20 protein-coding genes are annotated in these 25,793 nt (G+C 48.6%); 5 read left to right on the top strand and 15 right to left on the bottom strand.

Features of this window, described 5'->3' with window-relative positions; genetic code table 11:
- Nucleotides 1-2 precede the first annotated feature (2 nt).
- Complete coding sequence (locus tag Q0R57_RS03495; RefSeq protein WP_294743951.1) at nucleotides 3-881, bottom strand: DMT family transporter; 879 nt, start codon at nucleotides 879-881, stop codon at nucleotides 3-5.
- Nucleotides 882-1,219: 338 nt separating this feature from the next.
- On the opposite strand from Q0R57_RS03495, the gene Q0R57_RS03490 reads away from it, so the two are divergent.
- Complete coding sequence (locus Q0R57_RS03490; RefSeq protein WP_294743949.1) at nucleotides 1,220-4,159, top strand: leucine-rich repeat domain-containing protein; 2,940 nt, start codon at nucleotides 1,220-1,222, stop codon at nucleotides 4,157-4,159.
- 218 nt (nucleotides 4,160-4,377) lie between these two features.
- Here Q0R57_RS03490 and Q0R57_RS03485 read toward each other — a convergent pair whose 3' ends face one another.
- The 4 genes from Q0R57_RS03485 to istA all read right to left on the bottom strand — a co-directional run bounded on the left by Q0R57_RS03485 (nucleotide 4,378) and on the right by istA (nucleotide 8,351).
- A complete protein-coding gene (locus Q0R57_RS03485) occupies nucleotides 4,378-4,491 on the bottom strand; it encodes a smalltalk protein (protein WP_294743948.1) in 114 nt (37 codons plus the stop codon).
- A 208-nt stretch (nucleotides 4,492-4,699) separates the two neighbouring features.
- Nucleotides 4,700-5,287 (bottom strand): DNA-binding protein, encoded by a 588-nt coding sequence (locus tag Q0R57_RS03480; RefSeq protein ID WP_294743946.1) that lies wholly within the window; start codon nucleotides 5,285-5,287, stop codon nucleotides 4,700-4,702.
- Between the two features lie 731 nt (nucleotides 5,288-6,018).
- Nucleotides 6,019-6,771 (bottom strand): IS21-like element helper ATPase IstB, encoded by a 753-nt coding sequence (gene istB / locus Q0R57_RS03475; RefSeq protein WP_294743944.1) that lies wholly within the window; start codon nucleotides 6,769-6,771, stop codon nucleotides 6,019-6,021.
- Nucleotides 6,768-8,351, bottom strand: coding sequence for an IS21 family transposase (gene istA, locus Q0R57_RS03470; protein ID WP_294743942.1), 1,584 nt, complete (start codon nucleotides 8,349-8,351; stop codon nucleotides 6,768-6,770). Before istA ends, istB begins: the two co-directional genes overlap by 4 nt.
- A 121-nt stretch (nucleotides 8,352-8,472) precedes the next feature.
- Between istA and Q0R57_RS03465 the strand changes: the two genes are divergently transcribed.
- The gene (locus Q0R57_RS03465) at nucleotides 8,473-8,988 is read left to right on the top strand and encodes a hypothetical protein (RefSeq protein WP_294743940.1); all 516 of its coding nucleotides are present in this window, start codon (nucleotides 8,473-8,475) and stop codon (nucleotides 8,986-8,988) included.
- Here the strand turns inward: Q0R57_RS03465 and Q0R57_RS03460 are convergent.
- Both Q0R57_RS03460 and rbfA read right to left on the bottom strand, forming a co-directional pair.
- The gene (locus Q0R57_RS03460; protein ID WP_294743938.1) at nucleotides 8,961-10,193 is read right to left on the bottom strand and encodes an FtsX-like permease family protein; all 1,233 of its coding nucleotides are present in this window, start codon (nucleotides 10,191-10,193) and stop codon (nucleotides 8,961-8,963) included. The genes Q0R57_RS03465 and Q0R57_RS03460 overlap by 28 nt on opposite strands.
- 24 nt (nucleotides 10,194-10,217) lie before the next feature.
- The gene (rbfA, locus tag Q0R57_RS03455) at nucleotides 10,218-10,553 is read right to left on the bottom strand and encodes a 30S ribosome-binding factor RbfA (RefSeq protein ID WP_294743936.1); all 336 of its coding nucleotides are present in this window, start codon (nucleotides 10,551-10,553) and stop codon (nucleotides 10,218-10,220) included.
- A gap of 283 nt (nucleotides 10,554-10,836) precedes the next feature.
- On the opposite strand from rbfA, the gene aroQ reads away from it, so the two are divergent.
- From aroQ to xerD, 3 genes are read left to right on the top strand one after another with little or no spacing between them, the layout of a single operon-like run.
- On the top strand, nucleotides 10,837-11,250 hold the full coding sequence (aroQ, locus tag Q0R57_RS03450; protein ID WP_294743934.1) for a type II 3-dehydroquinate dehydratase: 414 nt from the start codon (nucleotides 10,837-10,839) through the stop codon (nucleotides 11,248-11,250).
- A gap of 3 nt (nucleotides 11,251-11,253) precedes the next feature.
- Nucleotides 11,254-11,880, top strand: coding sequence for an O-methyltransferase (locus Q0R57_RS03445; protein ID WP_294743932.1), 627 nt, complete (start codon nucleotides 11,254-11,256; stop codon nucleotides 11,878-11,880).
- Nucleotides 11,877-12,767 (top strand): site-specific tyrosine recombinase XerD, encoded by an 891-nt coding sequence (gene xerD / locus Q0R57_RS03440; protein WP_294743930.1) that lies wholly within the window; start codon nucleotides 11,877-11,879, stop codon nucleotides 12,765-12,767. The genes Q0R57_RS03445 and xerD overlap by 4 nt, the downstream gene beginning before the upstream one ends.
- Here xerD and dusB read toward each other — a convergent pair.
- The 8 genes from dusB to Q0R57_RS03400 form a co-directional block, all read right to left on the bottom strand.
- Complete coding sequence (dusB, locus tag Q0R57_RS03435; RefSeq protein WP_294743928.1) at nucleotides 12,756-13,736, bottom strand: tRNA dihydrouridine synthase DusB; 981 nt, start codon at nucleotides 13,734-13,736, stop codon at nucleotides 12,756-12,758. The two genes, xerD and dusB, sit on opposite strands and share 12 nt — an antisense overlap.
- A gap of 163 nt (nucleotides 13,737-13,899) precedes the next feature.
- The gene (locus Q0R57_RS03430) at nucleotides 13,900-14,376 is read right to left on the bottom strand and encodes a pyruvate ferredoxin oxidoreductase (protein ID WP_294743926.1); all 477 of its coding nucleotides are present in this window, start codon (nucleotides 14,374-14,376) and stop codon (nucleotides 13,900-13,902) included.
- Nucleotides 14,366-14,884 carry an RNA polymerase sigma factor gene (locus tag Q0R57_RS03425; RefSeq protein ID WP_294743925.1) on the bottom strand — a complete coding sequence of 173 codons (519 nt, stop codon included), beginning with the start codon at nucleotides 14,882-14,884 and terminating at the stop codon, nucleotides 14,366-14,368. Before Q0R57_RS03425 ends, Q0R57_RS03430 begins: the two co-directional genes overlap by 11 nt.
- A gap of 92 nt (nucleotides 14,885-14,976) precedes the next feature.
- Nucleotides 14,977-16,899 (bottom strand): ATP-binding protein, encoded by a 1,923-nt coding sequence (locus Q0R57_RS03420; RefSeq protein ID WP_294743923.1) that lies wholly within the window; start codon nucleotides 16,897-16,899, stop codon nucleotides 14,977-14,979.
- A complete protein-coding gene (locus Q0R57_RS03415; RefSeq protein ID WP_294743920.1) occupies nucleotides 16,892-18,406 on the bottom strand; it encodes a cache domain-containing protein in 1,515 nt (504 codons plus the stop codon). Before Q0R57_RS03415 ends, Q0R57_RS03420 begins: the two co-directional genes overlap by 8 nt.
- A 64-nt stretch (nucleotides 18,407-18,470) precedes the next feature.
- Nucleotides 18,471-19,703, bottom strand: a complete 1,233-nt coding sequence (locus tag Q0R57_RS03410) for an aspartyl protease family protein (RefSeq protein ID WP_294743917.1) — start codon at nucleotides 19,701-19,703, stop codon at nucleotides 18,471-18,473.
- 17 nt (nucleotides 19,704-19,720) lie between these two features.
- A complete protein-coding gene (locus Q0R57_RS03405; RefSeq protein WP_294743915.1) occupies nucleotides 19,721-21,799 on the bottom strand; it encodes a S46 family peptidase in 2,079 nt (692 codons plus the stop codon).
- A gap of 19 nt (nucleotides 21,800-21,818) precedes the next feature.
- Nucleotides 21,819-25,784, bottom strand: a complete 3,966-nt coding sequence (locus Q0R57_RS03400; protein WP_294743913.1) for a CotH kinase family protein — start codon at nucleotides 25,782-25,784, stop codon at nucleotides 21,819-21,821.
- Between the last annotated feature and the right edge of the window lie 9 nt (nucleotides 25,785-25,793).

Raw genomic sequence — 25,793 nt, 5'->3', positions numbered from 1 at the left:
GACTACTTGCCCTGTGGACGCCATGCTCGTATGGACTGCAGCAGCACGCTGAGTAATATGAGCACGATACCAAGATAGAACGAGAAATTGATCTCTCGGCCCTCACCGAATATCAGGAACGCCAGTATAATCGTGTAGCAAGGCTCCAGATTATACGTCAGGTTCACGGTGAAGGCCGAGAGACGTTTTAATGCCTGTATCTGAAGCAGGTACATGCCTACGGTGCAGAACAGTGCATGACACAGCATAAACCAGAGGTTGCTGCCTTCAGGAAGGACCACCACGGGCTGCTGACTGGGGAAGAACCACAGATACACAGGAATGATGGCAGACACGATGAAGAGTCCCCCCGACATCTGATACATCAGCACGGTGCGACTGCGCACTCCCACGCTGGCCTTCTTGTTGCAAATGGCATAAAGGGCACATACTGCCGATGATGCCACACCAATCAGGATGCCATAACGATAGCGGGCATCCAGCGAGAAGATACACAGCACACCAGCCACCGTAATCAATGAGAAAAACAGCTCCATAGCCGAGAACCGCTTCTTGAATATCAACGGTTCGAAGATAGCTGTAAAGAACCCGATGAGCGAAAAGCAGATAACACCTATCGACACGTTCGAAGCCTTGATGCTGCCATAGAACAGCATCCAGTGCAGTCCCAGCAGCGCGCCGCAGCCACACAGCTCCAGAAACTTACGCCAACCCACACGTGGCAGACCAGTAAACACCAGCAGCAGACAGCTTGTAAACAGCATGCGATACCACACAATATCTACCTCGTTCAGCGTTATCAGTCGGCCAAACAATCCTGTAAATCCTGCCAGCAGCACGCTGAGGTGCAGTTGTATAAAACCTTTCTTCGTCTCGTTCATTTCGGGTGCAAAGTTACGAATAATATGTGAATTATAGAAGGAAAGTTCAGTGATTATTTGTCGATAAGAGAATATGTTTGTAACTTTGCGACCAGAAGATGTATTAACTGGAAACCAGATGGCTCGACGAGCAATCATATCCACCTGTTGATCCCCGATCCGAGTCCCCGCTGATCCGAAAATCACAAAAATTGTCATTATTTTCTTTTAGTTGCTTATTATTTGCAGATTTTTTTCGTACCTTTGCAACGTTTTTTTGAATTTTTCAACGATGAGAAAGTTTGAGGTAATATTTATACCCTACGAGACGAATAAATAATCAAAAATAGACAATAACAATGAGTATTAAGAAAAACTTTTTCGCGCCTTTGTCCTCGGGGCTGGGCGCAACGCGACGGGCAGCGATGCTGCTGCTTGTGATGATGCTCACCGCCACGACGGCGTGGGCGCAGAGTGGGCAGTGTGGAGATAATGTAAGATGGGCGTTGACCGGCGAATCCACCAATTACACCCTCACCATCAGCGGCACGGGGGCTATGGCGGATTATAACGACCCTGCAGAACGACCGTGGTATGATAATGCGGCAGACATCTCTAATGTCGTCATCGAGAATGGTGTGACGAGCATCGGGGCTTATGCCTTCGCTGAATGCCAAGGTCTGACATCAGTCACCATCCCTGGCAGCGTGACGAGCATCGGCGAGTGTGCCTTCATAGGTTGCCAGTATCTGACATCTATCACTTTTGCAGAAGGTTCGCAGTTAGAGAGCATCGGCGAGAGTGCCTTCAGCAGCTCACTTCTGACGTCGATTGAAATCCCCGCCGGCGTGACGAGCATCGGCGAGGCTGCCTTCTTTAGCTGTGACGGTCTGACTTCAGTTTCTTTTGCAGAAGGTTCGCAGTTAGAGAGCATCGGCGATAATGCCTTCCGGTTGTGCTCTAATCTGACGTCCATCACCATTCCTGCCAGCGTGACGAGCATCGGTAGTTATGTCTTCCAGAATTGTGACTTAGCATCAATGGCTGTGGCAGATGGGAATACGGTCTATGACTCTCGCAATGGTTGTAATGCGATTATAGAAAAATCGAGCAACACATTGATAGCAGGATGTAAAAACACGACCATCCCCGATGGCGTGACGAGCATCGGCAATTATGCCTTCTCTGAAACACTTCTGACATCGATTGAGATCCCCGCCGGCGTGACGAGCATCGGCGAGCGTGCCTTCCAGAGTTGCTTTTATCTGGCTACTGTCACTGTTTATGCCCCATCATGCAGTTTAGGTGGAAATGCCTTTGCGAATTGCTGGAATTTGACAAACATCTACGTGTTCAGCGACTTGGTGGACGACTATCAGGGTGCTGAACACTGGAGCACCTATGCGGACAAAATTACGGGAATAACGGGTGGTTATTGCGGCGCAACAGGTCATGAGACAGACGTGGTATGGGTGTTGACAGGCGAATCCACCAATTACACCCTCACCATCAGCGGTTCGGGGGCTATGGCGGATTATAGCAATTCTTCCAAACAGCCGTGGAATAGCTATGCGGGGCAAATCCAAGAGGTCGTCATCGGGAATGGTGTGACGAGCATTGGCAATTATACCTTCGCAAAATGCACTGGTCTGACATCAATTGAAATCCCTGCCGGCGTGACGAGCATCGGCGATAATGCCTTCTGGAATTGCTCTAATCTGGCTACAGTCACTTTTGCTGAAGATTCACAGTTGGCGACCATCGGTATTAGTGCCTTCAGCACGTGCCGTGGGCTGGCATCGGTTGAAATTCCCGCCAGTGTGACGAGCATCGGCAATAATGCCTTCTCGACCTGCAATGGACTGGGGTCTGTCACTTTTGCAGAAGGTTCGCAGTTGACGAGCATCGGCAATAATGCCTTCCAGTTGTGCTCTAATCTGACGTCCATCACCATCCCTGCCAGCGTGACGAGCATCGGTAGTTATGTCTTCCTAAATTGTAACAACTTAGCATCAATAACTGTGGAAGCAGGGAATACGGTCTATGACTCTCGCAATGGTTGTAATGCGATTATAGTAAAATCGACCAACACATTGATTATTGGATGTAAAAACTCCACCATCCCCGCCGGCGTGACGAGCATCGGCGCATGGGCCTTCGGTGGTACAGGTCTGACATCGATTGATATCCCTGCCAGCGTGACGAGCATCGGTGTTTCTGCCTTCTACGGCTGCTCTGTTATGACATCGATTGAGATCCCTGCCAGCGTGACGAGCATCGGTGGGAGTGCCTTCTACGGCTGCTCTGGTCTGACATCGATTGAGATCCCTGCCGGCGTGACGAGCATCAGCAGTATTGCCTTCAGAAATTGCTCTAATCTGGCTACTGTCACTGTTTATGCCCCGTCATGCTCTTTAGGCAAAGATGCCTTTGATGGTTGCGAGAAATTGGCAAATATCTACGTGTTCAGTAACTTGGTGGGCAACTACAAGGCTGCTGAACACTGGAGCACCTATGCGGACAAGATTACGGCAATTGAAGGCATTGCTTTAGCTGACAATGCCGACAACAGCAGCCTTATCACTGCGGCTAACGGCAGTATCCTCAACGTGACCCTTCAGGGCCGCACGCTATATAAGGACGGCGCATGGAACACGCTGTGCCTGCCGTTCAATGTCACGCTTGCAGGTTCCCCCCTTGAGGGTGCCACGGTGATGAAACTCATCCCCGAGACCAGCAACCTGACCGATGGAACCCTGACCCTGAACTTCGAGGACGAGACCACCACGATGACCGCCGGCACACCTTATATTATTAAGTGGACCAAGGCCGACGGCTACGACGCTGCCAACCCCGCCACCCGCGACCTCCAGGATCCCGTATTCTCTGGTGTCACCATCAACAACAGCGCCTCTACGGAGGTGAGCTTCACCGGCGGCTCGTTCAAGGGCACATACAAGCCCATTGTGTGGAACGAGGAGAACAAGAGCATCCTGTTCCTGGGCGACAATAACACGCTGTACTGGCCGAAGCCCGATGGCGACAACATGCCCCACCTCAATGCCTTCCGCGCCTACTTCGAACTGAGCGACCCGAACGGGGTGCGTGAGTTCAATCTGAACTTCGACGGCGAAGAGACCACAAGTATAACGACCACAGATTCTTGGACGAGCCAAGCGGCAAAGCCGAGCAACACGGATAAGGCTGATAAGTGGTACGACATGCAGGGTCGCAAGGTCAGCAAGCCCACGAAGAAGGGAATGTATATCCATAAAGGTAGTAAGGTGGTGATTAAATGATATTAAGTCCCGCTGCGCTCGGCTCCGCCGCTTGCTACCATCGGGACGCAAGAAATAGCAGAAAGCATGGTCTACTATCGTGCCAAGCAGAAACTGGGGAAATAATAAAGAATAAGAAAATAGAAAACGGAAGTCAATCGGCTTCCGTTTTTTTGTCGGTTCCTCATTCTTCTTCGCCCCCTGACAGGCATCTCGTATTCTGCATTGAATGAGGTGTCTTACATTGCAATGGGGCCATGCCCCATGCAAGAGGTCGTTCCCAGCGCGGTGAGCGCCGCCGTGAGGATTGATACAATGACCTGAATAACGGTCTTCCAAGTTTCTTTTTTCATAGCTTTTAGATTTTTAAATTTCAATTTCAAGGTTATTGGATATAGGTGGGAGGGTGGGGCCCCTTTAATCATAGGGACAAGCCCCTATGCTAGGTTATTTGACCCCTTCGGGGCCCCTTGGTCTAACCTCTTTGACCTTCGGTCTAGTCTGCTCTCGCTCGGCAATTGATGCAAGCATCATTGCCCTCGCTTACTCGCAGCCTTCACCTTAGTTATACCCGTCTCCGTTGTCACCACCTCCGGTATTGTCACCATTCGTGGGATTCGAGGGATTCGTGTTCGAGTTGTTGCCGCCGTTCTCCGTAGATTCGTTGTTCCCTGAGTTCGTGGTTCCGCCCTCGTTTTCGGGATCTTCGACGTTACCCTCGTCAGTCGAGGTCACGCGCTTCACCTCCTTGCCTTCGCGGTCGTAGCAGGTGATCTGCACGGCAGTCTTCGACAGCTCGTCCTTCAGGTCGACATCAGGCGTGAAGATGATGCGTCGACTCGAGATGAGGCCCGCCTTCACCTTGTTCACGTCGTCCACGCTCTTGGCGCGCAGTCCGAAGCGCATGGTGCCCAGTCCAGGCAGCGCTACAGAGTGGCCTTCGGTTGCCCACGCCTTGATAACCTCGCCAGCTGCATCCCAGCAGGCCTGCATCACACCTCGGCTCACACCCGAGCGCAGGGCAGCCTCCTTAATCACCTTGTCCTGAGTCAGAGCTGTGTACAGCTCAGGCATCATCACGTAACGGTAGGTCTCTGCATACTTGCCCACCTTAATCAGTTGTTCTTTTGCTTTTACTTTAAGTGCCATAATTTTGTGTGTTTTTAAATGGTAAATAATTAATTTTGTAAATGTTTTTCACGGGTCGCAAGTCCGACTCCATTTTGCCGCTTAACTTAAGAAAATTATCTCGCTAGCTAAGAAAAAATATTTCTCTAGTTAGTGCGCAAATTTTATCTTTCTTTTGACGATACAAAGGTACAAAAAATAATCGAGACTACCAAATATTTTATAAATATTTATTCAAAGAAAATGCATATTTATTCCAGCTGCAGGGGCAAAGTATTCATATATTCATTTATTCAATTATGACATCTACATTTTGGAATTTCCGAGGAAGTACTTCTTATTATTATATATATTATAATATATATAATAATAAGATATAATATTTATCTAAATTGCTCTATCCCCCTATTTTTTTTAAACCCCAAATGTCATAATTGAATAAATGAATAAATGAATATTTCAAAGTCATAGATTGCCGCCCAAAAAGTTTGGTAATATCAGATACTTTTACTATCTCTGTCTTCGTCTTAGATACTCTCACTCGACCGCTCGGTTTGCCGCTTTCTACCGAAGGGACGAAAGAAGAAAAACAAAAAAAACTGTTTTTTTGCTTTGTATTGTGCTCGTTTATTCGTATCTCTGAGGCTTTGCCTCGAAGATTGTAAATGATAACGTAAAAGTATACCAACAAATAATTCAATAGTATACCAGTCCAAAAGAGCGCTGCAAATATACAAAGAGTTGGTTATACATTACTTTTTCTCTATTAATTTTTTTGTTTCTTTAATACGATATGACGTACCCGTCATGTTGACAAGATACGATTTGTGACATAGTCTGTCGACAAGTGCAGAGCACAATACCTTATCCTTGAGCACTTCTTCCCACCTTGTAAAAGGTAGGTTCGTGGTGATGATGGTAGCCCTCTTTCCAGTCCTTAGCGAGAGGTGATTGAAAAGCATTTCAGCACCTTCCTTGTCAAAGCCGACATATCCCAGTTCATCACATATAACAAGGTCGTAGCGTTCAAACTTAAGTTCCAGGCTCCTAAGAGTTTTTTCCGTCTTGGCCTCCCTGATGAGCGTCAGCAAATGTGGTACAGATGTAAAGAAAACCGTATATCCTTCAAGACATGCCTTTACACCGAGACCTATGGCGATATGAGTCTTGCCAGTACCTGGATTTCCATACATGACGATGCTGCGTCCCTCCTTGATAAACTCAAGCGTTTCCACCTCTGGCAGGAGCATCTGCCCCTCAAGGGGGAGTTCATCCCGTTTGAGTTCCTCCAGGTACTTCATCTGTGGGAAGTCAGCCCTGTGTATGCGTATGATCTTGCTTTTCTCACGGCGGCTGGTCACTTCCTCCTCAAACAATCTGCGGAGAAACATGAGATATCCCCACTGCTCCCTTGTAGCATCTTCCACGAAAAAAGAAATGTTTTCCCTAATCGTTGCCAACTTGAGTTCCTTTGCATACTGGCATATGATATCCTTCTCATTCATGGCTCACACCTCCTTCCCGTAGCTGTTCCCTGCATAATACCGTCAAGTTGCGACAAGACGTCCTCGCTGCCGAGTTCTATCTCAATGAATTCATCCGTTTTCTGACTGTCCGTAAACACAAGCGGTGCTGCATCTCTCGTCTCCAGTGCCACCTTTATCTGATCAAAAGTGATATGCCTGGCGCCACGCATCCTGATCTTCCTCACCGCATTCAAGATGTCCTTGTAGTCGTACTTGTTATCCCTGCAGTACTTGAGCAGCTTGAGGAAGTCCTTTCCGTTTTCTGCAAAGTGCACACGAAAGAGATCCTGCATCTTCTCCGGCATCTGCTTGAGTGCCACCGAGCCTTTGAGCGCCCCAGGCTTCTTCATCAGGGTATTGATGTAGTGATTGATGTCAAACGTCCACGATCCGTTAGAGTAGCTGCGCTCATGCTCTGCCATCTTCTTGTGGTCTGCGTCATAGACACGCACTTTCTCGCTGTACAGTTGTACGATGACAGTCGTGCCTACGAGATGGTCAGGAACCGAGTAGTGGGAGCCCTTTATTGAGATGGTTGACTGTTTGTCCACAATGCAGTTGAACAAATCAAAGCAGCCAAAGTCGCCAGGGAAGCGAAGCATGCACTCCACGTCCCTGCGCAGAGCCTCCTGCTTGTTGCCTGTTGCGATGCTGCCACTCTCTTTATTTATATTGTCACATATGCGGCTCAGCCACTGCTGTGCACTTTGGATGGAGTCAAAGTCGACCCGTGTGGTGAAGGCACGTCCCCTGACATAGTCCACACTACGCTCCACATGCCCTTTCTCCCAGCCTGCACGCGCATTGCAGAAACGGAAGTCAAACCCGTAGAAAGTATGCATGCGAAGCAGTGTCTCAGTAGGTTTCTTGCTGTCTGGCTTAAGTATGACGGCCACCTTCATATTATCGTACACCATCGTATGGGGCACACCATGTATATCATGGAAGAAATTGCGGTGCGACTCCATAAAGGCCAGGTTGTCCTGATGGCGGAAAAGGTATGCCCAGCGCCCCTCGCTGTGACACAAGGCAAACACGGCCATCGTAAAAGTCACAGGCTTGCCTCCTATGCGCAGTTTTACCTCTCCCCAGTCAAACTCACACTCCTGTCCTGGCTCATAGTACTGTTTTACGAATACGTCCTTCGGCTTCTTTGACTTCTCCGCCTTGCGACGCTGGATGTACTTGCAGACGCTAGAGTAGCTGATGTTGAATCCTTTCTCTATCAATACACGATGTATGTCCTGTTTTTTCAAGCATTGTTTGCGCATGCCAGTCTGCCTGCGCTTCGCATTTTCCTGCAGCCAGAATTCTATCTCGGCACATACAGGCTCCGTCATGCGGGTACACTCGACATTGCGTGCAGGATACTTGGGCTTGCTGACAAGGCAGATGTCCAACCCCTCCTCAGGATCCTCCCTGATAGAGTCCTCGTACTCACGGACGTAACGTGTTACGGTCTTTCTGTTGAGACCTACTCTACGGGAAATCTCCCGCAAACTCAAACCATCGATGCGATAGTAATGAAGGATTTGTTCTTTCTGATTCATCTCAATCATTTTTAAACTCTATGTACGTTAAACAGCGCTCATACGAGCTACTATTTTATAACGTAGAGCTCTGATTGGATGGTATACTTTTCGATTATTATAGTGGTATACTTTTCAATTATTATCTACAGTGTATTACGAGACCAATCTGGTTAATATCTACTATGCTGCCCTGCCCGTCTTTGCTGTCCGCGAAGAACATCCAGCATATTATATCCCTTATTATGCGCTGGCGCTTTGTTTCTTGCTGTTGACCCTCACCTATCGTGAGAAGCGCGCCCCAGAGCCAGCTGTTCAGAAAAAAGGAAAGCAGCAGGACAAGAGTCGCAACCTGAAACCCCTGATCCTTCAGTTGATCCTTCAGTTCGGTCCGCGTGAGCTCGTCTATGCCGCCGACTCGATGGGTGTGTCAGCCACCTTCCCTCGCATATCTCCTGATGGTCGCTATCTCATGTTCACCCAGGCTCAGTATGGCATCTTCCATATCTGGCACCATGATGCCGACCTCTGGCTCCTCGACCTCAAGACGGGCGAGGCACGCTGCATGGATGAGATTAACTCGAACGACACCGGGAGTTACCACTCGTGGTCGAGCAATATAACCTTCAAGCGACTACCTTATTTAAGCAGACGTCGTGAGAAATAATGGACGGGATACCAGACGGCAAGGAAGCCAACTGCGAGAACCGTCAGGAAGATGATGATGACATCGAGGGGATGGACGCTGACGGGATAGGCGTTGACTACAAACGAACCCTCGCTGCTACCCAACGAGATGATGCCGTAGGTCTGTTGAATCCAACAGAGCAGCAGGCCAAGGGCGATACCTATAATGGCGCCAATAGCTGAGATGAGGCGACCCTCGAACAGGAATATCTGGGTAATCTGACGATCGGAGGCGCCGAGGTTACGTAGGGTGACTACATCGTCTTTCTTGTCGATAATCAGCATGGAGAGCGAGCCGATAATGTTGAAGCAGGCCACCATGAGGATAAAGGTGAGGAAGATATAGGCAATGAGCTTCTCAATCTTCATAATGCGGAAGGTGTCCTCCTGCTGCTCGTAACGGTCCATCACTTGATATTTATCGCCAGCCACCTGCTTAATGCGCTCTTTAACTGCCTCGAAATCACTGCCTTGCTTCAGGCGCAGCTCGAGCGACGAGAGCATGCCCTGCTGGTCGAAGAGCCTGCGGGCAAAGCCGATGCTGGTAAGGATGTAGTTGCGGTCGTACTTCGATTGTTTGATTTCGAACACCACCCCTGGCGAGTAGAGCTCATCTTCTATGAAACCATCGGCAGGGTCGCTCATATCAAGCTGACCCTCACGTCGAGGAGCATAGACCTTGAGGGGTAGGGGGAAGTAATAATAGCCGATGCCGAGCACATCGATGACCTGACGCCCAAGAATGCCATATTGTATGTCGGCAGCATGGAGCTCGAAGGTGCCGTCGCCGTCGAGTTTTTCACGGATATGGGTGAGCGAGTCGAAGTTGTCCTCTACACCTTTTATAATAACCATAGCCTGTCGCCCGTTGTACACAGCCAAAGCTTGGTCTTCTACACATTCGGTGGCGACATAGATCTCTGGCATTGCCTTAATCTCAGAAAGCACGGGGTCGTCGGCAGGTGCCGTCTTACCTTCTACGGGTACAATCTTCAGTTGTGGGTCGAAGTCGGTGAAGAACGAGGCCACGAGGTCGCTGAAGCCATTAAACACACTCAGCGTGACCACCAGTGCCATCGTGGCTACAGCCACACCCAGCACCGATATGCCGCTGATGATGTTGATGGCGTTAGTCGACTTCTTTGAGAACAGGTAGCGCCGAGCTATGTAAAATGGAAAGTTCAAGGGACCTTTTACTTTTTTACCTTTTTACTTTTTCAGCAGTTCGTCGATGCGGTCAATATAATCCAGCGAGTCGTCGATGAAGAAACGCAACTCGGGCACGATGCGCAGCTGATAGCGAACGCGCTGACCCAAAGTATAGCGAATCTGCTGGCTGTTCTTCTCAATGTTCTGAAGCAGCTCCTCGCCCTTCTCAGAAGGGAAAATGCTGAGGTAGGCGGTGCAGATGCTGAGGTCGGGCGAGATTTTTGTTCTGGTTACCGACACCATCACACCATGCATTCCGCGGGTCTGCTCCTGGAAAATCACGCTCAGCTCTTTCTGCAGCAGGCGTGCAATCTTATTCTGTCTTGTTTCTTGCATAATAAATCAATAGGGCACGTCCATACCGTGCAAATAATAACCTTTCGGATGCAAAGGTAGTGCATAATTTTGGAATTTGAAACTTTTCTTTTAAAAAGTTGCATTTTTATTTGCATATATCTTCTATTCTTCTTATCTATGCACAATAAAGAGCCTAATCAACTCTGATGCTGTTACTGATGAAGGTCCTCTGAAAACATGACTGAATGAAAGATTTTTATGATAAAGACTGATATTCTCGAAAAAAATGTCTAAATTTGCACCCGAAGATAGTATTAGGACAATGAAGATACAGATTATTAACGGACCGAACCTGAACCTGCTGGGACGCAGGGAACCGGGCATCTATGGCAGCGAGTCGTTTGAGGCTTACCTGCCGCAACTGCAGAGCAGATATCCTGACGTACAGATAGACTACTATCAGAGTAACGTGGAGGGTGAGTTGATCAATAAGATGCAGGAAGTGGGCTTCTCGTATGACGGCATCGTGCTGAATGCAGGTGCCTATACCCATACCAGCATTGCCTTGCACGACTGCATCCGTTCGCTGAAATGTCCTGTCATCGAGGTACACATCTCTAATGTGCATCAGCGAGAGGAGTTTCGCCATAAATCCCTGATTTCATCGGCTTGCAAGGGTGTTATTTGTGGCTTCGGACTGGACAGCTATCGTCTGGGTATCGAGGCACTTTTGTAAAGTATGGACTTAGACAATTACATCCTTTCTCATATAGATACTGAGCCAGAGTATCTGTATCGTCTTTGGCGTGCTACCAATATTTATATGTTACACGGTCGTATGGCCAGTGGACATTTGCAAGGTCGACTGCTGAAGATGCTGGTCAGGATGATACGTCCTAAAAACATCCTTGAGGTAGGCACGTTCAGTGGCTATAGTGCCTTGTGTATGGCAGAGGGGCTGGATGACGGCGGCAAGGTCTATACCTTCGAAATCAACGATGAACAGGAGGATTTTACGCGTCCTTGGATTGAGAACTCGCCAGTGGCAGACAAGATAGAGTTTATCATCGGCGATGCTATTACTGAGGCTCCGAAACTGGGCATCGCGTTCGATATGGCTTTTATCGACGGCGACAAGCGCACTTATGTTGAAACCTACGAGATGGTGCTTTCGCTGTTGAATCCAGGTGGTTTCATCCTGGCTGACAACACCTTGTGGGACGGACATGTGACTGATCCTGCCTACGACAATGACCATCAGACACAGGGCATACGACGCTTTAATGACCATGTGGCCCAGGACGACAGGGTGGAGAAGGTGATTTTGCCCCTTCGCGATGGACTGACACTCATACGAAAGAAATGAGGAAAGAGTATTTGAGATATCTCCGCCTGCAGCGTGGCGTATCGAAAAATACGCTTGATGCCTATGCCCGTGACCTGGACAAGTTGCTGGTGTTCCTGGAACATGAGGGCAAAAGGGTGGAGGATGTTCAACTGTCTGACTTGCAGTCGTTTGCAGCAGGGTTGCACGATATTGGTATTGGTGCCCGCTCACAATGCCGTATTCTCAGCGGCATTCGTTCGTTCTATCGTTTCCTGGTGATGGACGGCTACATAGATAGCGATCCTACAGAACTGCTGGAGTCGCCTGTGCTGGGCGAACATCTGCCAGAGTTTCTGACACCGCAAGAAGTAGACCGCCTAAAGGCAAGTATTGACGTATCAAAACCAGAAGGCCATCGTAACCGAGCCATTATTGAGGTGCTCTTCTCGTGTGGACTGCGCGTATCAGAGCTGGTTAACCTGAAGTGGTCGCAGGTCTATCAAGAAGAAATGTTCTTGCGTATTCTTGGCAAGGGCTCGAAGGAGCGACTGGTGCCAATATCTAAATTAGCTTTGCAAGAGATAGAGAACTATTTGCCTTGGCGTAACTCGTTGAAAATCAAGGCGGGCGAGGAGGATTATGTGTTTCTGAATCGTCGTGGTGCCCATCTCACTCGTACGATGATTCTGATTATGCTGAAGGAACAGGCTTCGGAGGCAGGCATCCAAAAGACCATCTCACCCCACACCTTGCGCCATTCGTTTGCCACCGCCCTATTGGAAGGCGGTGCCGACCTGAGAGTCATTCAAGCATTGTTGGGCCACGAGTCGATAGGAACCACTGAGATTTATACACACCTTTCCATGCAGACGCTGCGTGAAGAGGTGCTGTATCATCACCCTCGTAATATCATGTCAACCCAGTAATGAGCGGGTGCCTTCCAGTATCTGCAGCAGCTCGTCCATCTTGGCGGCACGGAGCATAGCGATACGTGTCTGGCGGAAGTTGGGAATAGCCTTGAAGATAGGTGTGGCTGCCAGATGGCGGCGTGTGTGCAGGATGCCGCGGGTCTCATCGATACGTTCCACATTGATACGTAGCTGCTCCTCCAAAATATCGAGTTTCTGATTGAAGCCGAAGTCAGCGTCAATCTCATTTCTATCGATGAAATCGCGTATTTCCTTAAAAATCCAAGGACGGCCGAAGGTAGCACGACCCACCATAATGGCATCAACGCCATAGGTCTCGAAAGCCCGTTTGGCCTCTTCAGGCGAGGTGATGTCACCATTGCCGATGATAGGGATATGGATGCGTGGGTTGCGTTTCACCTCACCAATCAGCGTCCAGTCGGCCTCACCAGTATACATCTGGGCTCTGGTGCGTCCGTGGATGGTCAATGCCTGTATGCCACAATCCTGTAGCTGCTCGGCCAGTTCGGTGATAATCAGTTGTTCCTGATTCCATCCTAAGCGGGTCTTCACAGTAACGGGCAGTTTGACGGCTTCTACCACCTTGCGTGTAATCTCCAATAGCTTGGGAATGTTTTGCAGCATGCCGGCACCAGCACCCTTGCCAGCCACCTTCTTTACAGGGCAACCAAAGTTCAGATCGATGAGGTCGGGACCAGCCTGTTCCACAATCTTGGCAGCCTCAACCATCGCATCAACGTCGCGACCATAAATCTGAATGCCAACGGGGCGTTCCTCATCGCTGATGATGAGCTTCTGCTGGGTTGACTTCACATCGCGTATCAACGCCTCGGCTGAGACGAATTCCGTATAGACCATCGAGGCACCGAACCGCTTGCACAGCAGTCGGAAGCCAATGTCAGTAACGTCCTCCATAGGTGCCAGAAATACTGGATGGGGGCCAAATTCTATCTGTCCTATCTTCATGGGTGCAAAGGTAGGTATTTTTTTTGAGAAAAGAATGCTAATACACAAAAAAGCCATCCTTGCGGGTGGCTTTTATTGCTTTCGAAGTTTTCGCAACTTCTAGAAAGTTTTGTTTTAATTCAAAATGAATGAACTATTAATATAGAGAAAGCATAGAAATGTATCATTCCAAATAGCCTGTGGGCTTGTAGAGCGAGTCGAGCTTCAGCGTGTCGCCGCCTAACAGGTCGTAAGCCATAGCAGGTTCATCGACTGTCGATTCATATTTCAGCGCATAGTCAGACTCATCGGCCCATACACGCTCTTCCTTGAAAGACTGGTTCAGGGCTGTGCTCAGCGACAGCAGGATAGCTACTACGGCGGCAGCTCTCATCAGCGGACGCAGGCGTTCGGCCATGCTGATGGTGTGTGCTTTCACCTGAATATGTTCCTCTGTCAGCTGGAGCAGACGTGCATCGAAGTCGTCGCCTAAGGCGTCGTCCTGTTGCATGGCAGCAAAGAGCGGACGGTACTGGCGCAAGCTCTCGGGCAGCTCCTCCTCATCTTGTTCGAAGAAAGCTGTGAGAATCTGCTCTTCTTTCAAGGTCGTCTCGGCCTCGAAATAGCGATCCAGCAATTGTTCGATGTACTTATAGTCCATATTTTTCTTGTTTCAAATATTCTTCTTTAATAGTCTGTCGGGCTCGGAAGATGTTAATCTTCACTTGCTGCTCCGTCATGTTAAGAATGGAAGCGATCTCCTTGTAGGGCTTGCCCTCTACATCGCGCAGTTGCATGCAAGTACGCTGTTTCTCGGGCAGCTGGTTAATCAGCATCCTGACACGTTCCACCTTGTCGCGCTGCATGGCCTGTTCCTCAGGATTAGCGCTGTATGAATGGTCGGGTGCGTCGTACCCTTCGTCATCGAGAGATGTGTTCTGGTTGTCGGCTTTCTTCAGTTTGTCGAGTGCTAAGTTCCGACAGATGGTGATACAGAAGGCTTCTATCGATTCTATCTGCTCCCACTGTTGACGTCGGTTCCAGACTTTCAGCATGGTTTCCTGCACCACATCCTCGGCGTCAGCCCTGTTGAGAGTGATACGTAATGCTAAGCGGAAGAGTTCGTTCTTCAGCGGCAACACGTCGGTGCGAAAACTGATTTCTTTCATCCTCTCTATATGGTATGACGATTGAGTTGATGCAAAGTTACAAAAAAAGGATGAAAAATCAAAGAATTATTGAAAATAAAGCGAAAAAAGGCTTATCGGGGCAACTCAATGATGAAACGGCAACCGTCGTGATAGCTGGTATCAAGGGTGATGGTACCGCCCATCTTCAGCACATGATTCTTAGTGAGAGGCAGTCCCAAACCAAGACCCTCGGAGAGGTCGTCCGCTTTAGTGAATGGCTCGAAGATATGGTCGCGATCAGCTTCTGGAATACCTTTACCTGTATCCACACAGATGTATTGGACGGTATTGTCTGTCAGTCCAATATGCAACTGGATATGCTGCCCGTCAGAGTATTTTGCAGAGTTATAGAGAATCTCGCTCAGACAGTACAACAAGTCAGTACGGTTGGTCTTGATACAGAAATTGTCGGCTACTTCTGTATTGAATTTGATGTCTAATGACGGGAAATGTTCATTGATATATCGGATGCTCTCTCTGGCCGCCTCGTTGCACGATACCTTTTCGTATTTCTGGTTTTTCATCTCTTCGGTGATACCTGTTGCCGAACTGTCGAAAAGCATGTGCACCATGCGTTCCAGAATACGAGCGTTATGCTTCATGGTGTAGGTAACGTTATTCATCTCCTCTTCCGATATGCCGCTGTTGGTAGAAGTGGAGGTTTTAACATCATCACGCAACACTTGAGAGAACCCCATGATAATATTAAGAGGTGTACGAATCTGATGGGTCACATTCTGGATGAAGGTGGTCTTATTGCGATCGGCCTCTTCGGCCAGACGCATAGCCTGCAGTAGCTCTTGGTTGCGGTTCTCGGTCTGTTCGGCAGTATAGCGAATGCTGCCCATGTGGAAATTGAGCGACTGCAGCATGGTGGCAAAGCTGTTTTGCAGGCGTCCCACAACATCATTGCGATTGCTTTTGGGAATATGTACCTCGTAATTGCCTGAGGCAATGGTTTGGGTCTTGGTGAGTAGCTGATTGATGGGCCTGATGGCGTGTGCTACTGCCCTGTGGCAGAATATCAAGATCAGCAACAGACCAAATGCGATGAGCAGCGCGATAATATTGGCCAGCGCATGATAATCGTTAAGGATGTCACTCTCAGGACATACGATAGCCAAGCTCCATTCGGTGCCGTGCATGGGCTGATAACATACCAGGCAAGGTGTGCCGTCGATGACGACAGCCATGCTGCCTTGGTTGCCTGCAGTCATCTCATGACCCAAGGCAATGAGATCGGCTTGTTCTCGTGGATCCACATCGTCGAAGATGGTATGGGTGAACAGTTTTGTAGAGTCAGGATGTATGAAGTAGTGGCCCTCTTTGCCCAACATCATAAAGTATGAATTAGGATAGGGCTTCTCTGCAGTGATGTCCTTAGAGAGACGAATCAGTGAGATATCGGATGAGATGACACCTATAAACTGGTTGTCGGAAGAATAAATGGGCTTGCCGTAGGATGCTATCAGACCAGAGATAGTGAGCTCTAGCGAGTCTGACTCATCAAAAAAGGTCACCCAGCATGGCTTGTTCAGATTGTGTGGGGTCTTATACCATATCTTCTCGAAATACTCGTATTCTTGCTCAATAACTGAGGTGATGGTATCAGTCTCCCTAACGGTATAGACCGAGAAATATCTGCCAATCTGCGGAAAGACATCGGGTTCCATGCTGATAGAACAGCCGTCGACATGGGGGTTGCGAGTCACCACGCGGCGAGTGAGAGCCAGTAACGAGTCGGGCTGTAGGTTTTCGGTTATTTCCCAGTCATAGATGTCAGTCGCCGTCTCTACAGCCATCATGTTACGATCCAGACGCTGCATCGTGGTGTTGAGCAGGCTTTTGGCATGCTCCATAGCCTCTTTCTTGATAATGTTTCTCGATTGCACAAACAGGATGCCCAGCGACAAGACGAAGATGGGAATGGCCAACAGCAGGATGCTTAGGCTGAGCTTGGCCGAAAGAGAACGTCGGATGTGAAGATTAATCATGGCCCGCCTCCTTTCCTGTTTCTTCTTCCGAGAGATTGAGTAGGTTGTTCAGCAACTCAGCTATGGTTTTGCCTTGCTTCTGAATATCGTCGGCCAACTGTTTTGCATCTCCCTGAACTGCACCTTTCTTGAGATTACACAGCGTATTGACATCCGTAGATATGGCATTGGCAGGAACCAACATCTGGTCTGTCATATTATGAAGGAAGACGGTCTTCAAACGTTCGGCACGCTGAGCCTGCTCATAAGCATCATGCAACTCCTTGCCGCGTTTGTCAAGCGTGACACTCAGTTCCTCCAACTCACCGATGTTGGTGGCTAGCGACTGCTGCATCTGCTGGAAATGGTTTTGCAGACGTCCTATCTCATCGTGCTGATGGCTGTCAGGAATCACTTCATTGTAGTTTCCTTCGGCAATATGCTGAGCTGATTTGGTCAGCAGGCGCAGGGGTAGCAACTGACGGTGTATGATGGTTCCGCAGAGTATAAATAGTAGTAACAAACCGATAATGGCAATGCCAAGTACATAATAGAGCAGGCGGTTGTAGTCGCCAAAGATATCGTCTTCGGGATAGACAATGCCAACACTCCACTCCAGCTTTTCAGAAGAGCGGCCTGGAACGGCAGAACGATTGAAGGGTTTATAGAAGATATAGTAGTTGTTGTTATTCATATGGAAAGGCTTATATCCGGTCTCGCCAGATAGCATTGCCTTTTCGATATCATCCAATGTCGGGTTTTGGCCTGTTTCGTGAATGGTTTCAGTATTGATGATATCACGAAGCAGTTTATTGCTGTCTGGATGTACAATGAATGACCCGTCTTTATCCAGCAGTGTGCAATACGTGTTGGGTGAGGGCTTTGTCTCCAAGACAATGCGTGAGAATAGATTGAGTGACACGTTAACTGCAATAACGCCAATGGGTTGATTGTCATTATCGGGAATGGGCAGACAGAAGGTAATGTATGGAACTTTGTCTGTCTGATTGTCGTTCTGGGTATTTATCCAATATGGTTTGCCCGATGCCATGGTTTTCGTATACCATACTTGCTCGGTGTATGGACCTGCTTCGTAGCTATCTTCCTGAAAGATAGTATTAATGGAATCGGAAGCACTTTCTGTGCGGTGAACATAAGAAATGAAATCTTCACGATCCTTATAATAGCCAGGCTTAAAGGCAATGGCACAGCTGGCAATATAGGGACTGGTTTCTACCAACTTATAGCTGTAGAGACGAATCTTGTCGGGTTGGTCTAGATAAGGTCTTATGTTATAATAGGTGTTACCAGTTGCCTGTTCTATACTCAGTATAATGTTGTCTATTCGCTCCACGGTTCCATCAAGCGTCTGGCATGCATTTTCCAAGGCTTCTTCCTTGATGGCTTTTCGAGTGAAATAGAGCATGAAAATCAGAGAAGCTATCATGAGGATAGCCATCGTAGAAACAACCATCAGACTGAGTTGGACTGATAAAGTTCTGGTGATGAATTTAGGCAGCCGTAACATCTTGGCTGCAAAAATAGTAAAAAAAAGGGAAAATGCAATGAAATTGAAACTAAAAAGATGTTAATTAGTTTCTTTGTTGTTGCGTATAGTCTTTAATGCGGGTCCATCGGATTTCGCGAGTAAGGCCCGACGGTGCCTTCACGGTGAAGCGATATTCTCGTCCGATAATAAAGGGCCAGGTAACGAATTGCGTGAAATTACTAACGATGGAATCGTCGATTTTTGTAATGATGTCACCTTGGCGGAAACCTGCTTTATAAGCATCGCTCTGTTCCCAAACCAAGCCTACGCAGGGCTTCCCGTTTTCTGACACGAAAGCAATGTCCAAAGGCTTGTTGCCAACAGTTATCTCTGTTTGTTGCTCGTAGGGCTGAAAGCGTATACGTTTTTTACGTGGATTGAAGATGACGGCTCCATATTCCAGTAACTTAGCACCGATATGCGATTCGCCAAGTGTGGTCAAAGTGTGGAAATCACCGAAGGAGCTGCCGAATATTCGCAGGTCGTTGAGATGTAGGTATACGACTTCGCTGAGTGGTTCCACACCGAAATGTCCTATGGCGTGACGACCAACAGAGCGACCTTCAATCTGGGTGTCAAAGAAAGCGCCAGTCTTCTCAGCACAGGCTTCAAAACTTTGGCGGTTCATCACATAGAGTTGACGACTGCCAGTGTCAAAGAGCACACTTTCCTGATAGCGTCCAAAGGGGCTTATTATAAAATAAGGTACGTGAAACTGCAGACGGTAACGCGTCTCCAGTCCTTCTTCCTGTTTATAGAATTTCTTGTTGTCGGTAAGGATAAGATGGCGCTTGCGAACATCAATCTTTGCTGTTAATCCGCTATTGATGATATTGAATCCTATAATACCGTCGATGTTCCTTCCTCGCACAGGCCGTTGTTGTACGGTGGCTTGACAACCATTCATGGTGATATTGCCTAGCGTTATGGCTGGCAATATCACCATGGAAACAGTATCAGAGGCTCCAATGGCATCGTGTGAACGGATCCACCCGGCTGGTGTGCAGCCTTCAATGGGTGTGTCGGCATAAACCACTGCTTGTGCGGCTCCTGTGTCAAATAGGAAACGATAGCGCTTGCCGCTTATCTCTACTGGCACATAGACCTGATTCCTCTCCCATTCTATGTCGATGGTATCGGTGAAATGCGATGCCGACCATTTGAGTTTTGAGGAGTAGCGTGCCTGTTGTGCGGTTAAAGGTAAAGAAGTAAAAAGGTAAAGAAGCAAAAGCCCCATTACCTTTCTGAACATGGTATGATAGCTGTTCTTTACCATTTTACCTTTTCACCTTATTACCTTCTTATTTCATTGATAAGTCTGTCGGCATGTCCCCATTTATCCATCATAAAGAGAACATAACGCATGTCAACACCGATACAGCGGGCCAATTTAGAGTCGAAGAAGATATCGCTGGAAAGTGAATCCCAGTTGCCGTCAAAGGCCAGGCCGATAAGACGGTTCTTGGCATCAAACATCGGCGAGCCGCTGTTGCCGCCAGTAATATCATTAGTGGTAAGGAAGCACAACGGCATCTGTCCGGCATTGCTCAGCAGGTCAATCATCTCTGGCTCTACCTTATAATCCTCAACAGTTTCGCCCCTTTTCATTTTTTCCACCATGCTGGGAGCCTTGGTTTGGAAACCAGAGGGTTGTCCGCCCAGATTGTATTCCTTTACCTGTCCATAAGAGAGACGCATAGTGAAGTTCGCGTCGCTATAATGAGGCAGGTCTTCTTCCATGCGTAGCTTAGCCTCACAAAGGTAGCGCTCTTGCTCGTTAATGCTATCGTTAATCTGCATAAGTTCTGAAACCAGGTCGCCATAGACCGTTGTTAGGTCAAGACCGTACTGAATGCCAAGGTCCTTCAGGAATGACTTCTTATTAGGATATAGACGTTTACCGCTCTTCATCAGTTTTGATTTGGCGTAAAGTGCATCAGCAAATGCCTGACAGTCACCATCGAACTTGGTATCAATGATATCACGATAGAAGGCAGGCACGTATTTGTCGTTAGTCATCTTTTCACGGAAATTCTTCAGCAGCGTGCCGAGAATCTCGCGGTCGGTGTCGTAGTCCCAAGTCTCGCCATTGTTCTTCAGTGTGATATACTGACGTTTGCCGTGGCCTTTAGGGTTAGCACCATTGTGGACAAACTGGGCACGAGTGGAGAGCTCATCGGTGCGACGGAACGTCTCAGAGAAGTACATGGCGGCTTTCATCACCTCAGTACGTTTGGCATAGAAACGCTCCAAGCGCTGGAAGTCGAGCTTGTTCTGGAATAGGCCGGTAGAGTCGCACCACTGTCGCAGTTGTGCCTCAAACACCTGCTTCTGACGAATAAGTCCGATGGAGTCGATGCATTTGTTCATGCCAAGGGAGTTCTTCCAGTAGTTGCTGCTCTGTGCATACTTAGAGTCGTATTTAATACGAACAGCCTCAGAGGCATCCATGTGGCGTTTCATCACATCCTGTTTCACACCGCGAACCTGGGCTCGGACTGCATTCTGCTCATAGCGCTCCTGAATACCGAAGCTGCTCAGATAGCGTGAGGTAGAGCCGGGATAACCCATTGTCATTGAGAAAGAACCTTCTTGATAACCTTCATCAGAAATACGGGCCCAGTGTTCGGGGTGATAGGGCACGTTGTCTTTCGAATAGGCAGCAGGACCGTTGGTCTTCGGGTCGGCATAGATGCGGAACACAGAGAAGTCACAGGTCTGACGAGGCCACATCCAGTTGTCGGTTTCACCACCGAACTTACCCATAGACTTGGGGATGGCGAAAACCAAGCGCAGGTCGGTGAAGTTGCGATAGGTGGTAGCGAAATAACGGTTACCCTCGTAGAAGGGCTTGATTTCCAGATGAAGTGTGGCATCCTTTTCCTTGACCTCTTTCGACATGACATTTTCGATGGAATCGAGGAAAACGGAACGTTCCTTGACTGTCATCTTCTCGAATTCAGGTGTCAGTACCTGTTCGGTGATATCCTTCTGTTCCACCATGAACGAAACAAACATATCCTTGTTGGGCAGTTCCTCCTCAAAACTCTTGGCAATGAAGCCGTTTAGCATATAGTCGTGCTCTACGGTAGAGTGTGAGCGGATAGATTCGAAACCGCAATGGTGGTTGGTGAAGACCAGTCCGTCGGGGCTAACCACCACGCCCGAGCAATAGCCCGAGAAGTTGACCACAGCATGCATGATGGCATCATCGGCCTGATACAGTTTGTCGTAGGGCAGCTCGTAGCCGTAGTTTTTCATTTGTTCGTAAACAGCCTGTGGCAGGTTGTAGAGTGTCCACATACCTTCATCGGCGTGGACAGAGGATATGGCCAGAGGGGCCAGAAGTGCTAATAAGATTTTTTTCTTCATATATATAATAATGTGTAGATTACTTCTTGATGAATTTACATGATGTGGTATGACCGCGACCATCAGAGAGCCTGGCGATATAGCAGCCTGATGAGAGTCCGTCGAGTGGCAACTCAGCATAGCCGTTGTTTAGGTCTGCCGTCATCGTGCCAAGCGACTGTCCAGCCAGATTGCAGATGTCAACCTTTGTGGTATTAACAGGAATGCTGCTGCGCAAGATCAAACGTCCAGCCACATAGCGGATGTTGATACCCACGGTGTTATCGGCAGTGATATCGCTGATACCTGTTGCTGGGTCTGGCTGAGTGACCGCCGTTGTGTAGCTACTTGTGTTATTGGCTTTGGCGATGGTTGGCACGTTCATCGTGATGACGTCGTTACTACCGTCAGGATAGCGTCCTACGGTCTCGTCACTCTTCATAGCCGTATAAACGAGGTGGTCGCTCCAACTTCCGTCGGCAGCAGTCAGCAAGATGTCGCCTCCCTCGGCTTCCAACTTGAATGAGGCATGCAACTGTGACTTCGGCTCCAGTTTGTCACACCATATAATAAGGTACCCGTGAGCGGGTATAATGGTATTGATCTTGATGCTGGGGTCAGACGCTATGGTCTTACTGATTTGATATTTCTGAGGTTTGTTCAAGTTATCACTTAAATACATGCCGTCCACATCAATAGGTTGGTCGGTAGTGTTATACAGTTCAATCCAGTCGTTGTGTTTGAAGAACTCATTGACATAGATGCCATTCGAAGCACTTACCTCGTTGATGCGCACAGGGTTGATGCCTTGGGCAGCACGTTCTTCTGCCGAAAGAGGCGTGAATGTAGCCATCAGATTGACGGTGTTGTCTGTCAGGGTGATAACGGCATCCGTCACGGTGTTATCACTGCTGTCTGCACCAACAGTCGTCTCCAGTTCTCCAGCCCAGAACAGGTCGCCAGAGGTGTAACTGGTGTTATGCACCTCAACGGCGATGACATTACTCCCTTTTTTAAACAATGACGGATTCAGGTCAATGGTGCCTGTCAGAGGAGTATCACCGGCATAGGTCTGCGAGAACGTGTCGTAGTTGACGGTACCCTGACGCATGTTGACGCGGCCAGCCTCTTCACCGTTGACCCATACCACGCATCCGTCATCCAACTGATAATTAAGTTGGAAGATGTCTCGTGAGGTAGGAGCAACGTATAGGTTGAATTTCTTTCGGAAATAGGTAGTGGGGTGTTTCTGCTGGTCATCATTACCATAGCTGACGGAGGTCTGAACGCCGTTCATTTTATACCCCAGAGGTGCAGCACCTGACTTCCATGAAGTATCATTGAAGTTGTTGGTCTGCCAGTTGGCACTAGCCTCGCCGCCATCGTAGTATTTCCAGGTGTCGTTCATTCCAAAGACTTGGGCAAGAGACCCAGAGGATTTTTTCCAACCTGCGAAGGTGTAGCCAGCAGGAGCCTTGGCCTCTAACTGCACAGGAGCGAAAAGCTTGCCGTTAAAATCGGCGTAGGGCACCTCAATACCGTTGATATAAATGTTGGCACCATCAACATCGGCACCAAACTGCACGCTGTGTTTCTTTGTACCGCTAAGTTGCATCGGTCCGTATTGTTGCAGCTGGTTTATCAAGTCATCTAGACGGGTTTCCAGCTTTGTCTTTATTTTATTGGCAGAGTTATCGGGTAGTTTGCCGTCGAGCTGAGACATCGGTCGCATAGCATCGGCCAACTCATCAACAATAGCAGAGGCGCGGTCTTTCTCAAAGACACTGCCTGCCATAATACAGAACGTATCGATGAACTTCTTTCTGTATTCGTCGTGTTTGAGCAGGTTCTTGAACAGACGTACCATCTTCACACTGTTAAAATTGTCGAGCGAGGAGATGCGGCGGTCCCAGACGTTCAGGGCATAGTCCAGGTCGAAGCAGATAAAGCGATAACGTCCATCGTCCTGACTGCGATAGGCCTTGACATTGTTCTCGGGCCAGTCGTCGTTACCGATATAAAGCTCAGCAGCCATATAGTTCGTGAACTCATCAATGTCGAGCAACATCTTTACCTCGTCATAGGCGCCAGCATCTGTGACGTGCTCACTCAACTCAAGGAGTCGGTCATAGGCCTCTTTAGTACCATTCTTAAAGGTGCCATTCTCGAACATGTCTATCTCTTCATCGTCATAGCCGAAGTTGGCATAGACAAACTTGTCATTGTTAGGCTCGCGCAGATTCAGCACACCCTTAAAGCGGCCGTTGATATATTCCACCACTTGAACAAAGCTCTGTACATCGATGTCGATGCCTGAACGATGGATGATCGTGGTGAGTGCCGGATCCATGAAACGAGAGCCGGAATAGACGTCATTACCACCGTTGCGAACCAACAGCGTCTTGCTGCGGATATAAGGCTTCTGGGGGAAGAAGGCATAGTCCAAATGGTTCAAGTCGTCAAAGACCTTGTTTGACTTGAGTTTCATGGATCGGGGAGTGGAAGCGCGAGTCCATCCACCCGATATGCTGATGTTGACATCCTGATTGAACAGCATGCCGTCAGTAGGACTGATATAGCTGAAGTTGACAGGACGGTCCCATGGCTGGTTCCAGTTTACGGGTTCGTCGCTGCTATTGCCAGGAATGCCGTTGGAGCCATTCACGTCGATACCCCACATGGCATCGGTGAAGTAACGCTCATCGCCAACGATGGAGACAATAGGTATGGTGTATTCGTTTTCTGGTAGGATATAACTGCGGGTGACAGGCACGCTGGGCAGGAAGCCGTCTTTGAATAGTCGGAAGACGAAGTTCGTGGTGCGAGTGATGGAAAACTGTCCGTCCTTGCTCTGCTTGCTGGTATTGGTTGTGCTTGAACCCTCTTCTTTATATGACTCCCACACAATGTCGTCAAAGTAGAAGTTGTTTGCCACTGAACTCTCGTTCAAATGGAAGGCAATGGTCTGCATGACACCGTCACCGGCTTGTTCGGAAGTGATAGTACCTTCATAGTAGTACTCCTTCCATTCGGTGGTGACATTAAAGCCGCCGCTTAGCATCTGCCAGTGGATATAGCTGCCGGGTGTCCGTTGAGTCTGAGGGGTGATATGGTCATTCCTGTCGGCACGTACCTTCATGCTGAAACGGTATTTGTCGCCGGCATTCCAAATATGGTCAGGGGTATAGATAAAGAACTGAGTGTCCCATTCATACTCTGGGTTGTCAATAGAGTGCACCTTGATGCCTCGTGTGCCGTTGTAGCCTGCGCCATCAACGAAATAGGTATTCATCTTTCCACTTTCATCACCATTCTTGCATACCAGACAGGAGGCATCGTTACCCTCACAGTCGCCATTCTTCACCCAGTTTTTCCATTCATCAACAGGACCTTCCTCTCCCTCTGGGGATGAGGTGGGCTTTTGGGGCATACTGCCATCGGTGGTGTACATCAGTGTGGTACCTTCAGGGATATCCACCTTGATATTCAGCGAGCCATGGAAAAGCGTGCTGCCTTGATTGACAACAGGTGGTGCCAACCGCTCGCTGGCAAAAGTCGACGTAGCGTTCGTAGTCTCTGGGGTAGGGGTGTCAGTCCATCCCCAAGTGTCGCCACCATCAGAGGTACGGGCCCAAGCCGTTCGGCTCATGGCTTTGGGATAGTCTATGCTGGTTATCAACTGCCCGTTCTTGTCGCTTAGACAGATGGTGCCGCCGTCGCAGTCCAACTTAAATGGTGCCTGATTGCTCATGATGTCGTTAGAGCCAAGCCATACCACCTTGAAGCCTTTCGCAGGAACCTTTCCAATATCATCGGGCATCTGCCAGCGGGTTAGATTCCCGGCATCGTTGCTTAAGTACATGCCGGCGAGGTTGACCTCTTGTTCAGAAGGATTGTAAAGCTCAATCCAACTGTCGAAATTGGTGGCAGGACTCATCACAACTCCGGCATTCGATGCCATGAGTTCGTTAATGGTAATGACAATGGCTAAGATACTTGACCACATAAGATAATA

Origin of the sequence: uncultured Prevotella sp. (assembly GCF_946407605.1) — a bacterium.
Lineage (GTDB): Bacteria > Bacteroidota > Bacteroidia > Bacteroidales > Bacteroidaceae > Prevotella.
Note: the sequence above shows the minus strand (reverse complement) of the source record. Positions and strands in the feature narration are given on the sequence as shown.